The 11,629-nt window shown below is 62.8% G+C and carries 10 protein-coding genes and 1 pseudogene; 5 read left to right on the forward strand and 6 right to left on the reverse strand.

The features are described 5' to 3' along the window. Positions 1-46 precede the first annotated feature (46 nt). Positions 47-1,601, reverse strand: a pseudogene (locus NLY43_RS32610) (phytoene desaturase family protein). Beyond that, complete coding sequence (locus NLY43_RS21785) at positions 1,588-3,207, reverse strand: phytoene desaturase family protein (RefSeq protein ID WP_023711679.1); 1,620 nt, start codon at positions 3,205-3,207, stop codon at positions 1,588-1,590. Before NLY43_RS21785 ends, NLY43_RS32610 begins: the two are co-directional and overlap by 14 nt. Before the next feature lie 202 nt (positions 3,208-3,409). On the opposite strand from NLY43_RS21785, the gene NLY43_RS21790 reads away from it, so the two are divergent. From NLY43_RS21790 to NLY43_RS21810, 5 genes are all read left to right on the forward strand, one after another. Then, on the forward strand, positions 3,410-4,210 hold the full coding sequence (locus NLY43_RS21790; RefSeq protein WP_023711680.1) for a class I SAM-dependent methyltransferase: 801 nt from the start codon (positions 3,410-3,412) through the stop codon (positions 4,208-4,210). Between the two features lie 27 nt (positions 4,211-4,237). Next, positions 4,238-4,900, forward strand: a complete 663-nt coding sequence (gene betI / locus NLY43_RS21795) for a transcriptional regulator BetI (RefSeq protein WP_023711681.1) — start codon at positions 4,238-4,240, stop codon at positions 4,898-4,900. 53 nt (positions 4,901-4,953) lie between these two features. After that, the gene (locus tag NLY43_RS21800; protein WP_023711682.1) at positions 4,954-6,036 is read left to right on the forward strand and encodes an ABC transporter substrate-binding protein; all 1,083 of its coding nucleotides are present in this window, start codon (positions 4,954-4,956) and stop codon (positions 6,034-6,036) included. 116 nt (positions 6,037-6,152) lie between these two features. Next, entirely contained in the window at positions 6,153-7,229 is a 1,077-nt protein-coding gene (locus tag NLY43_RS21805; RefSeq protein WP_023670074.1) for an extracellular solute-binding protein, read from the forward strand. Beyond that, entirely contained in the window at positions 7,226-8,521 is a 1,296-nt protein-coding gene (locus tag NLY43_RS21810; protein ID WP_023711683.1) for a flavin monoamine oxidase family protein, read from the forward strand. Before NLY43_RS21805 ends, NLY43_RS21810 begins: the two co-directional genes overlap by 4 nt. A gap of 40 nt (positions 8,522-8,561) precedes the next feature. On the opposite strand, the gene NLY43_RS21815 is transcribed toward NLY43_RS21810, so the two are convergent. The 4 genes from NLY43_RS21815 to NLY43_RS21830 all read right to left on the reverse strand — a co-directional run bounded on the left by NLY43_RS21815 (position 8,562) and on the right by NLY43_RS21830 (position 11,611). Continuing rightward, positions 8,562-9,635 carry an ABC transporter ATP-binding protein gene (locus tag NLY43_RS21815; RefSeq protein ID WP_023690124.1) on the reverse strand — a complete coding sequence of 358 codons (1,074 nt, stop codon included), beginning with the start codon at positions 9,633-9,635 and terminating at the stop codon, positions 8,562-8,564. 91 nt (positions 9,636-9,726) lie between these two features. Then, positions 9,727-10,551, reverse strand: coding sequence for an ABC transporter permease (locus NLY43_RS21820; RefSeq protein WP_023711684.1), 825 nt, complete (start codon positions 10,549-10,551; stop codon positions 9,727-9,729). Next, the gene (locus tag NLY43_RS21825) at positions 10,548-11,465 is read right to left on the reverse strand and encodes an ABC transporter permease (RefSeq protein WP_023701363.1); all 918 of its coding nucleotides are present in this window, start codon (positions 11,463-11,465) and stop codon (positions 10,548-10,550) included. Before NLY43_RS21825 ends, NLY43_RS21820 begins: the two co-directional genes overlap by 4 nt. Beyond that, positions 11,462-11,611: a hypothetical protein gene (locus NLY43_RS21830; RefSeq protein WP_023711685.1), complete on the reverse strand. Its 150-nt coding sequence runs from the start codon at positions 11,609-11,611 to the stop codon at positions 11,462-11,464. The genes NLY43_RS21825 and NLY43_RS21830 overlap by 4 nt, the downstream gene beginning before the upstream one ends. Positions 11,612-11,629 lie beyond the last annotated feature (18 nt).

Here is an 11,629-nt window from a genome sequence, read left to right on the forward strand (position 1 = left end):
CATTCCTTCGCCGTAAAGTGCGGCGTTGACTGGCTGAAACATCAGATCATCCCTTCATCGCGATGATGCGCCGCGCCGCATTCAAACCGGCAGCACCCGAAACGCCGCCGCCCGGATGCGAACCGGCGCCGGCCAGGAACAGCCCCTCGATCGGCGTGTCGTAGCCCGACCAGCCGGAGACGGGCCGCGACATCAACATCTGGTCGGCCCGCAATTCGCCGTGGTGCCAATGGCCGCCCGGCATGCGGCAATTGGCTTCGATATCGGCTGGCGTCAAAAGCTCGGCATGCAGCACGGACTTGCCGATACCGGGGGCGTACGCTTCGAGCTGCGCCATAACAGCCTTGAGGAATTTCGGCTTGCCGGCATCCCAACCCTCTTTCAGCGCATAAGGCGCGTATTGCACGATCGCCGACAGCACGTAGGCGCCGCTTGGCGCGAGCGACGGGTCGGAGAGCGACGGCAGTGTGATCTCCATCACCGGTTCGGCTGAGAACTCGCCATATTTTGACGGGTTGAAGGCGCGCTCGACATGGTTGGCCGAGGGCGCGATGACCAGACGGCCCTTGTGGCTGGCGGCGTCGACGCCGGCGAAGTGCGGCGGCCGGTCGAGCGCCAGATGGAGCTTGGCCGCATCGCCCTTCATGCGAATGTTCTTCACCTTGCGCACGAAGCCGGTGCCGATCTCGCGTGACCCGACCAGGCCGAGCATGGTGGTCGCCGGGTTGATGGCGGAGATGATGGTTCTGGCTTGCAGCACCTCGCCGCTGTCGAGGGTCACGCCGACGGCGCGGCCTTTCTCGACGACTATCCTGGCCACGGGCGCTGCCGTGCGGATGGTGACGCCGGCTTGCTCCGCGGCCGCGCGGATCGCGGCGACGACCGCACCCATGCCACCTTTCGGCAGCATCTGTGCCCCTGCCGCACCGCCGGTCTCGCCGGCCAGCCGATAGTAGAGGCCGAGCAGGGAGGTCGGCGAACGCGGGCCGAGATGGCTACCAAGCGTGGCGTCGAACCTTCAGCCTGATATCGGCAAGCTGCTCGTCGAGCAGGTCGGCGACGTTCATCAGGAGAACGCGCAGGAAGTCGCGCATGTCTTCCTTGCCGAGCTTTTTCAGCGCCACGACCGTCTGGCCGAGCGCTGCGGTTTCAAGCAGCGACATGCCACCGAGATCGGGCGGGCGCCGCGACAGGAACGGTTTCAGGATGCCGGCATAGCGCATGAGTTGGGCGCGCAATTCCTTCCAGGCGGACTGCTCGGACGGAGTGGAGCCGGTCAGCACTTCGCCATAGGCGCCATGCAGGACAAGCGGCGGGCCGTCCTTCGCCAAGGCGACCGACGGCATGAAGTCTGTACGGGTGACCTGCACCCCGTGTTTCTCCAGCTCCAATGTCTTCACCACGTCGGGGTGCAGGCGGTTCAGCACATGCGCGATCGAGGAGACCCGAAAACCCGGCGCAAACTCTTCGGTGCGGGCCGCGCCGCCGACATCGCCAGCGGCTTCCAGCACCAGCACCTTGCGGCCGGCCTTGGCCAGCGTGGCGGCAGCGACAAGGCCGTTGTGGCCACCGCCAATGATAATGGCATCAAATGACGTCATGGGCCGGGCTCATATGGGAGGTCGATTTGGCGAGGTCGCGCAGGATCTCGGCTGCCGCATTGCGGCCGGGTGCGCCCATGACGCCGCCGCCGGGATGTGTCGAGGAGCCGCACATATAGAGCCCGCCGACCGGCGAGCGGTATTGTGCGTAGCCCGGCACCGGCCGGTTGAACAGCAGCTGGTCGAAGGTCAGCTCGCCCTGGAAAATATTGCCTTCGGTCAGCCCAACCTCGGCCTCGATCTCGCGTGGCGTGCGCACCTCCATATGGACGATGCGGTCGCGGAAGCCTGGCGAGTATTCCGCGATCTGCGCAACCACGCTTTCAGCGAAACCGTCGCGGTCGGCATCGGTCCAGTCCTGGCCATTCACCTTGGGCGGCGCGTACTGCACGAAGCAGCTCATAAAATGCTTGCCCGGCGGCGCCATGGTCGGGTCGAGCGTCGTTGGGATGACCATGTCGAGGAATGGGTCGGCCGACCAGCGACCGGCCTTCCAGTCGTCATAGGCGCGCTCCATGCGCTCCATGGAATCGGTGAAATGCATGTCGCCGCGATAAACGGGTGAATCCTTCGGCAGTGCCGGGAATTCCGGCAGAGAATCCAACGCGATGTTGACCTTGCCGGAGGAGCCGCGGATCTTGAAGTTCCTGACCCGCCGCAGGAAAATGTCGGGCAGTTCCTTCTCCTCGACCAGTTTCAGGAATGTGCGTTTGACGTCGGCGTTGGAGACGACGAGCTTGCCGTAAATCTCCTCGCCGCCAGCCAGCACCACGCCCTTGGCCTTGCCTCGGCTCACCAGCACATGGTCGACCTCGGCGCCGGTACGGATGGTGCCGCCGGACGCCTTGAAGGAAGCGGCGAGCGCCTTGGTGACGGCGCCCATGCCGCCGCGCGCATAGCCCCAGGCGCCGACCGAGCCGTCGACCTCACCCATATAATGGTGCAGCAGCACGTAGGCTGTGCCGGGCGACATCGGCCCGAGCGCGGTACCGATGATGCCGGACAAAGCGAAGTTCGCCTTGATGACATCGGTCTCAAAATATTCGTCGAGGAATTCCGAGATCGACATGGTCCAGAAGCGCAGCGTCAGCGCCATTTCTTCTGATGACAGGCCGGCGAATTTCTTGCCGAGATAGAGAAGCTCTCCGAGGTCACGCGGCTTGAGACTGGTCGGGTCCGGTGCGGTGCGCATCAGCAGCGGCTGGATGAAGCGGCACTGCCGCGTCACGTCGCGCGAATAACGGTCATAGGCCTCGGCGTCGCGCCTGGAGAAGCGGGCAAATTCGCGCCGGTGCGCATCGTGATCGCGGTAGTTGGCGAGGTAGTCGCCATCGCGCGTGAACACGGCGCCGCCCTCATAGGAAATCACCTGCAAGCCGAAGCGCGGCAGTTCGAGGTCGCGCATGATTTCGGGGCGAAACAGCGAGCAGACATAGGAGCAGTTGGAGTAGAGGAAGCCCGGCGTCAGCTCGCGGCTGGTAGCGGCGCCGCCGACCCAGTCGTTCTTTTCCACCACCAGCACGTCGAGCCCGGCGCGTTGCAAATAGCTGGCGTTGACCAGGCCGTTGTGTCCGCCGCCGATGACGATCGCATCCCAAGCTTTCATTCGCGCCCAGCCTTCATGGTGCTCGACCCTTCATTTTTCGCGTGATTTGTCGCCGAATGCGCGGAATTTGGCACGGCAGCGGCTATTCTGTCCAGCCGTTCTGAATGAATGTTCAACAAATGATATTGCGTTTTCCTGTTAATACGCTACGCTTTGCCGGCATTCGAACCTGCGCAATTCGGCTGATGGGACTTAAGGTCTGATGATCGAAACGGCAGATGGCGAGCCGGAATATGACGACGCCGCGATCCGCTTCCTCGAGGCGCTGTGGGGCGAGGGTTATCTGTCGCCGGGCGGACCAGACGAGGTCGACCGGGTGGTCGAAGGGCTGTCGCTCAGGGGCAAGACGATCCTCGACATCGGCTGCGGCTCCGGCGGCATCGCGCTGCATCTGGTCGAGCGCCACGGTGCCGCTCATGCCACCGGCTTCGACATCGAGCGGCCGGTGATCGAGGCGGCCAGAAAGCGGGCTGCTGTACGAGGGCTTTCAGACCGCGCCAGCTTCGTCCAGGCGCCGCCCGGAGCGCTGCCTTTCACCGATGGCGCCTTCGATGTTGTGTTCTCCAAGGACGCGCTTTTGCATGTGCCCGACAAGGACGCGCTGTTTGCCGAATTCTTCCGCGTGCTGAAACCGGGCGGCGTCTTTGCCGCCTCCGACTGGCTGATCGGCCATGACGGCGAGCCGTCATCTGAGATGAAGGCCTATGTCGCGGCCGAAGGCCTGTCCTTCGCCATGGCCTCGCCGGCACGCTATGCGCAAGCGATGCGCAGCGCCGGCTTTGCCGATGTCGCCGTCAGAGACCGCAATTCTTGGTATCGCAAGGTCGCGCGCGGCGAGCTGGAAAGGCTGAAAGGCCCGCTCTACGAGACGGCGGCAGCCGCGGTCGGAGCGGCCTATATCGACAAGAACATCAAGACCTGGGAGGCCATGAAGAAGGTGCTTGACAGTGGCGAGCACCGTCCCACTCATCTTCGCGGGTGGAAGCCGGCTGTCGTGGGATAGCCGGCAATGTGGAGCATGACGGCACCGATGAAAGCTGCGCGCGAAGAGCGATCCTCCGACACGTCTGGAGAAACCGAACCGGAAAAACGCGGCCGCAAGGCGTCGAAGGAGGTCAGGCAACAGCAGCTGATCGAAGCGACCATCGATTCGCTGGCCAAGCGCGGCTACGCGGAGACGACGATGGCCGATGTCGCCGATGGCGCCGGCCTGTCGCGCGGCATCGTCAACTTTCATTTCGAGAGCAAAGAGAAGCTGCTGATCGCCACCCTGCAGTATATGTATGACGAGTATTCGGCACATTGGCGTGCTGCCCTGCGGAAAGCCGGTGATGACCCAGCCCGCCAATTGCAGATTCTGGTTTGGGCCGACTTCGACCGCTCGATCTGCAACAAGCGCAAGCTCGCCGCTTGGCTCGCTTTCTGGGGCGAGGCCAAGTCGCGGCCGGTCTATCAGGCGCTGAGCAGTTCCCGCGACGCATATTACCAGCAGGTCTTCATCGACCTCTGCGCGACGCTCAAGCAGAGCGGCGGCTATGCCTATGAGCCGCAGGTGATGGCGCTGGCGCTGTCAGCCATGTTGGAAGGCCTGTGGCTGCGGTTGATGATGGGAACCGAAGACACCACGCGCGAAACCGCGCTGCAAGCGGCCAACGCGTTCCTCGCAGCCGCCTTTCCCAAGCACTACGGATAACCAGAAGCCGGCCAGTCGAGTCGGCAATGCAATGACAAAGAGGATGGAACAGCATGAAAAGAATAACCCGACGCCTGACACTGACATTGGCGCTGACGGCGACGCTGGCTGGTTCGGCCGCGGCGATTGCGGTCGCCGCCGACAAGGACCTGATCGTGTTCGACTGGTCCGGCTATGAGGACCCGAGCTTCCACCCCAAATATGTCGAGAAGAACGGCGACTCGCCGACCTTCGCCTTCTTCGGCGACGAGGACGAAGCCTTCGAGAAAGTGCGCTCCGGTTTCAAGGCCGATCTTGGCCATCCCTGCTCGCAGAGCGTGACAAAGTGGCGTGAGGCGGGGCTGCTGCAGCCGCTCGACACCTCGAAGATCACCGGCTGGAAGGATCTCAATCCCGGCATCATGGCGATGAAGGATCTGGCCACCACTTCGGACGGCAAGGCCTGGTTCATGCCGTGGGACTGGGGCAACACCCAGCTCACCTACAACTCCGACAAGATCGACGCGAAGGATGTGCAGTCGCTGAAGGCCTTCGCCGATCCCAAGTTCAAGGGGCGGGTCTCAATCGGCGACAATGTCGACGACGCCTATGCGCTGGCCAGCCTTGCCATCGGGCTTAAGGACTGGACCAAGATGACGGACAACCAGTTCAAGCAGGCTTCCGACTTCCTGCGTCAGGTGCACAAAAATGTCCGCTCCTACTGGACCGATACCACCGACGTCGTGCAGTTGCTGAGCGGCGGCGAGGTCGATCTCGCCTGGGCATGGAACGATGCCACGGTACAATCCGTCGCTGCCGGTGTGCCGATCAAGTCCAAGAAGGATACGGACGAAGGCATCTCGACCTGGGTCTGCGGCTACGTGCTGTTCAAGGACGCACCCGGCAATGTCGACAAGGCCTATGACTACCTCAACGCGATCAACGATCCCGAGACCGCCAAGGTGCTGGTCAAGGACTGGGATTATGGCCAGGCCAACGCCAAGGGCATGGCCGGCGTCGACCCGGCGATCCTGAAAGAAAAGGGCTATGACGACGTGCAGAAATTCGTCGACAAGACCCTGTTCCAATCGCCCGTGCCGTCGTCGCTCAAGCTCAAGATGATCGCCGAATTCGAGAAGATCAAGGCAGGCTACTAAAGCTCTGTCCGGCCTCCTCCGTCTGCCTGTCAGTGCGCCGGGCAGACGGTCTCGCCAAGGCCGCTGAAATTCCGTAACGTCGCCCGGCCGCTTTTCGCGATGAGGAGTTTCGCGCCATGAATTCCATGCTTCGCCGCCTCGCCCTTGCCGCTGCTCTTACAGTAGGCGCCGGCGCCGTGCTTGCTTATGCCGAAGGCGGCGGCGACCTCGTCGTGTTCGACTGGTCAGGCTATGAAGATCCGTTGCTGCACCCCGACTACACCGCCAAATACGGCGCCGAGCCGACCTTTGCTTTCTTCGGCGACGAGGAGGAAGCGTTCCAGAAGATGCGCGCCGGCTTCAAGGCCGACATCGCCCACCCCTGCTCGCAAAGCGTGACCAAGTGGCGCGCGGCCGGCATTCTGCAACCGCTCGACACCTCCCGGATCGCCGGCTGGAAGGATCTCAATCCCGGCATCATGGCGATGAAGGATCTCGCCGTCACCGCCGACGGCAAGGCCTGGTTCATGCCGTTCGACTGGGGCAACACTTCGCTGCTCTACCGCACCGACAAGGTCACGGCGGAGGAAGCGCAGTCGCTGAAGATTTTCGCCGATCCCAAATTCAAGGGCCGCGTCACCATCGGCGACAATGTCGATGACGCCTATGCGCTGGCCAGCCTGGTCATCGGCCTCAAGGACTGGACCAAGATGACCGACGCGCAGTTCCAGGAGGCGTCCGCCTTCCTGCGTGACGTCCACAAGAACATCCGCTTTTACTGGACCGACGACACCGACCTCAACCAGGCCTTTACCGGCAATGAGGTCGACCTCGTCTGGGGCTGGAATGAGACCTTCGTGACGCTCAAGGGCCAAGGCATGCCGATCGCCATGAACCGCGACACCAGGGAAGGCATATCCACCTGGGTGTGCGGCTATGTGCTGATGAAGGACGCGCCGGGCAAGCTCGATCAGGCCTATGATTTCCTCAGTGCGGTCAACGCGCATGCCGTGTCCGATTACTTGGTCAAGACCTTCGGCTACGGCCACGGCAACAGCGCCGGGATGGCCGCGATCGACCATCAGGTGCTGAGCGACCGTGGCTTCGACAATCTCGACAAGTTCTTGGACAAGACGCTGTTCCAGCAGCCGGTGCCGCCTGAGCTCAAGCAGCGCATGGTCACGGAATTCGAGAAGATCAAGGCCGGCTATTGAGCGACAGGACTGAAAGAACCGATGTCGTCATCGTCGGCGCCGGTTTCACCGGCCTGTCGGCTGCGCTTGAGCTGAGAAAGGCCGGCATCAATGTCGTGCTGCTCGAGGCACGCGACCGCGTCGGCGGCAGGGTCGAGGCTATTCGCAACGGGCTTGGCGAGCGCATCGACAGCGGCGGCCAGTTTTTCTGCGAAGACATGCCGGAGGTGACGGCGCTGGCCGCGTCCCGTGGCAAGGCCTTCGTCGAAACCTATGTGAATGGCGATTTCATCACCCATCCATCGCTGTCGGTCGAACAGGCCGAACGGACCTATCATGGCGCGATGGCCATCCGAGAGCGCATGAATGCGATCGAGCCGGACGATCCCTCGATCGCCGGCATGAGTGTTGCCGCCTGGCTCGAACGCCAGCCTGATCCCACTGACGCCAAGACGGCTTTCCGGTCGATGATCGAAGGACTGTGGTGCCTGGCGATGGACAAGGTGCCGCTGTGGTACCTGATCGACAATGACCGGCGTATCACCAACGAGGTGCCGGAGCTGCAATATTCGCTGCGCGAAACCATGCAGTCGCTGGCCGAGGACATGGCGGGAGATCTCGGCGACAGGGTTTGGCTGAACCAACCGGTGACGCGCATCGAGCATGGGCCGCAAGGGGTTCGTGTCATCGCGGCAAGCAGCGCCATCGAAGCGCGAAAGGTGCTGGTCGCGCTGCCGCCGGTAACGACCGCGAAGCTCGATTTCGCACCAGCTCTGCCGCCAGCTCTCGCAAAGGCGCTTGGCGTCTGGGAAAGCGGCGCGGTGATCAAGATCCTGGTGCGCTATCCCACGCCGTTCTGGCGCGAGCGCGACCTGTGCGGCATGGTGATGTGGCGCGACTTTCCAGGTCTGTTTGCCTGTGACGCCAGCAAGGATGCGCAACATGCGGCGCTGGTCGTCTTCGTCGGCGGACCACTGGCGCTGCGTTGGCGTCCGCTTGGGGACGCGGCGCTGCGTGCGGAGGTCGCGGCAAGGCTTGTGGATGCTCTTGGCCCGGAGGCGGCCGACTGTGTCGATTTCAGCCAGCGCGACTGGATCGATGACCGCTGGAGCGGCGGCGCCTACAGCGACCTTATTGTCGATGTGACGGCACGGGATGCCGAGCGCACGATCCGTGCCGGCGCAGATCCTGTTCATTTCGCATCGTCGGAACTGTCGCCGTCATTCCCGGGCTATGTCGAAGGCGCCATCGTGATGGGGCGGATCGCAGCCAAACAGATCGCGACGGAACTTAAAATTCTTAATGGAGCATGATCTTATTCCGAAAATCGGTTCCCAATTTTCGGGATCATGCTCAGTCCGCCATCGCCACCAGGGCCTCGGGATCGTAGCCGAGGCGGACCGACGTGCCGACGGGGATATCGTCGGCGCCGAAGTCGTTGGTCTCGGTGACCGACAGTGGCTTTTCCAATCCGGGTATCTCGACGATCAGGTGGGTGATCTCGCCAAAATAGTGGCGTTCGACCACCTTGCCGGCCACTTCGAATTTCGCCGTCGCATTGTCCCACAGCACGCGCAATCGCTCCGGCCTGATGCCCAGAGTGGCGCCGCCGCCATTGCGCATGAAGGCCTTCGGCTTATCGGTCCTGACGCGGCCGAAGCCCAGCGTGTCGACGACCAGCGAGGCGGCATTCTCCTCTATGATCTGCGCTTTTACGAAATTCATGCCGCCGAGGAAATCGGCGACTTGGCGGTTGACCGGCCGCTGGTAGATTTCCTTGGGCGAGGCGACCTGGGCGATCTTGCCGCCGAACATTACGGCGATGCGGTCGGACATAGCGAGCGCCTCATACTGGTCATGGGTGACCAGCACGAAGGTGATGCCGACCGCCTGCTGCAGGCGGCGCAGTTCGACCTGCATCTGCTCGCGCAATTTCTTGTCGAGAGCCGACAGCGGCTCGTCGAGCAGCAGCACCTTGGGCCGCATCACCAAGGCGCGGGCGAGCGCCACGCGCTGGCGCTGGCCGCCGGAAAGCTCGGTGGCGAGGCGTTTGCCGAGGCCGGTGAGCGACACCTGCGCCAGCGCTTCCTCGACGCGGCGCTTTTCTTCCGTTCCTCCCAGCCTGAGCCGTTTCAGCCCATAGGCGACATTCTGCTCGACATTGAGATGCGGGAAGATGGCATAACTCTGGAATACCATGTTGGTCGGCCGGCGGTTGGCCGGGATGCCTTCCATCGACTGGCCGCCGACCGAGATCGAGCCGCTGGTCGGGTTGTCGAAACCGGCAATCATGCGCAGCAGCGTGGTCTTGCCGCAGCCGGAAGGGCCGAGCAGCGAAAAGAACTCGCCCTCCTTGATGGTCAGCGAGGCGTCGTCGAGCGCCTTGAACGCCCCATAGCTGCGGGTAACGCTGCGGATTTCGATCATTGCTCGGTCGGTTTGGGGTCGATCAGATTGGGCCCGCTCGGACTTATCTTGCTTGGATGGCTCATCCTGAGGCCGTTCGGCCCGGGACTGCTCAGGCATAGAGGCCTCCCTCGCTCTGGGTGCGTCTGGCCGCATGGCGGCGCAGGATCTCGGCAACGGTCATCAAAACGAAAGAGGCAACCAGCAGCAGCGTGCCCAGCGCCAACACACCCGGCAGCTTGGCGGCAAAGCGCAACTGGCCCCAGATATAGATCGGCAGCGTCGTCTCGGTGCCGGTCAGGAAGAAAGCGATGACGAACTCGTCGAGCGAGATGGTGAAGCAGACCAGGAGGCTGGAAATGATCGCCGGCGCTACCATCGGCAGCGTCACCCGCCGGAAGGTGCCGAAGGCACTCTCGCCGAGATCGGCGGAGGCTTCTTCGAGGCTGCGGTCGAAGCCCTCGAAACCGGCGGTCAGCACCGTCATCGAATAGGGAATGCAGATCAGGACATGGCCGAGCACGACGGTGAACAGCGACAGGCTCAGGCCTAACTGCAGCATGACCAGCAGCATGGAGATGGCGAGGATGATTTCCGGCAGCACCAGCGGCGCCATGATCAGGCCATTGATTGTGCGGCGGCCGGGATAGCGGTAGCGGGTGATCGAGCGGGCGGCGAGGATGCCGAGCAGCGTCGACAGCACCGATGCCGAGATACCGACGATCAGGCTGTTCCAGGCGGCGTCAAGCAGCGCTGGCGTCTTCGGCAGGTCTTGGTACCATTTCAGCGTATAGCCGGTGAGAGGAAATTTTGGCGTCGGCGCGGTGTTGATCGAGAAGATCGGCAGGAAGATCACCGGCAGATAGAGAAAGACGACGTAGAGGAAGGCGTAGGCGGACAGCCAGCCGCCGGGAAAAAGGCGCCGCCTCGCTGTCATCGCGCCAGCCTCTGCAGCGCGCGGATGATGAGCACGGTGGCGCCCGCCATCAGCGTCACGACCAGCATGGTGGTCACGGACAGTGCCGCGCCGAGTGGCCAGTTGGAGGCCTTATGGAACTGCGACTCGATGGCATTGGCGATCATCACGCCATCCTTGCCGCCGACCAGCCTTGGGGTGACGTAGTCGCCGACGGTGGGGATCATGACGATGAGAGCGGCCGAGATGACGCCCGGCGCCGACAGCGGCAGCGTCACGCGCAGGAAGGAGCGCAGCGGGCCGTCGCCGAGATCGGTGGCAGCCTCGACCAAGGTGCGGTCGACCTTCTCGAGCGAAACGAAGATCGGCAGGATGGCGAAGGCCGCCCAGGCGTGTGTGAGCGTGATGATGACGGCGCTGGAATTGTAGAGTAGCGCGGTCGATGGTTCGTCGATGATGCCGAGGCCCATCAGGCCGGAATTCAGCACGCCATTATAGCCGAGGATGACTTTCCATGACATCACGCGCAGGAGATAGCTGGTCCAGAACGGGATGGTAATCAGGAACAGCCACAGGCTCTTGTGGCGACCGCCATGGAACGAGATGAAATAGGCGATCGGATAGGCGAGGATGACGGTGAAAAAGCTCACCGTCAGGGAAATGTAGAGCGAGCGCCACAGAAGATCGCGGTAGATCGGCTCGGTCAGCGCGATGCGATAATTCTCCAGCGTGAATGTATGGTCGATGGTGAGGTAGTTCTGCGTCCAGAAGGAGTGGGCGAAGACCACCAGGATCGGCACCAGCAGCAGGATCAAAGCGTAGACCAAGGTCGGGCTGATCAGGGCAAGGCCCTGGACGGATTCGGACTGCAGAAGGGCGTTTCGCCTTGCTCGCGTCATGCGTCGCGTGGGCACCCCTTCGGCAGCTACCGTCATTGCAGCGACCCGGGCGTGATCTCGGTTGCTGGCTCGAACTGTTCCGCCATGATGCTCCCATTGACCGGGCCGGCTGCCTGTTCCCAATTTTTGCGGAGCGCGCTTTGCTGGTGCGCGCTCCAAGCTTGCCTGCTTTCTTTCATCATGAGCGCATCCGTGCATTG

It is taken from the genome of Mesorhizobium sp. C416B (genome assembly GCF_030323165.1).
Lineage (GTDB): Bacteria > Pseudomonadota > Alphaproteobacteria > Rhizobiales > Rhizobiaceae > Mesorhizobium.

Bases quoted from the DNA above. Each gene is read 5' to 3' on its own strand.
- NLY43_RS21805 (WP_023670074.1), top strand. From the start codon at position 6,153: ATGAATTCCATGCTTCGCCGCCTCGCCCTTGCCGCTGCTCTTACAGTA.
- NLY43_RS21825 (WP_023701363.1), bottom strand. From the start codon at position 11,465: ATGACGGTAGCTGCCGAAGGGGTGCCCACGCGACGCATGACGCGAGCA.
- NLY43_RS21815 (WP_023690124.1), bottom strand. From the start codon at position 9,635: ATGATCGAAATCCGCAGCGTTACCCGCAGCTATGGGGCGTTCAAGGCG.
- betI (WP_023711681.1), top strand. From the start codon at position 4,238: ATGAAAGCTGCGCGCGAAGAGCGATCCTCCGACACGTCTGGAGAAACC.
- NLY43_RS21785 (WP_023711679.1), bottom strand. From the start codon at position 3,207: ATGAAAGCTTGGGATGCGATCGTCATCGGCGGCGGACACAACGGCCTG.
- NLY43_RS21800 (WP_023711682.1), top strand. From the start codon at position 4,954: ATGAAAAGAATAACCCGACGCCTGACACTGACATTGGCGCTGACGGCG.
- NLY43_RS21790 (WP_023711680.1), top strand. From the start codon at position 3,410: ATGATCGAAACGGCAGATGGCGAGCCGGAATATGACGACGCCGCGATC.
- NLY43_RS21820 (WP_023711684.1), bottom strand. From the start codon at position 10,551: ATGACAGCGAGGCGGCGCCTTTTTCCCGGCGGCTGGCTGTCCGCCTAC.
- NLY43_RS21830 (WP_023711685.1), bottom strand. From the start codon at position 11,611: ATGATGAAAGAAAGCAGGCAAGCTTGGAGCGCGCACCAGCAAAGCGCG.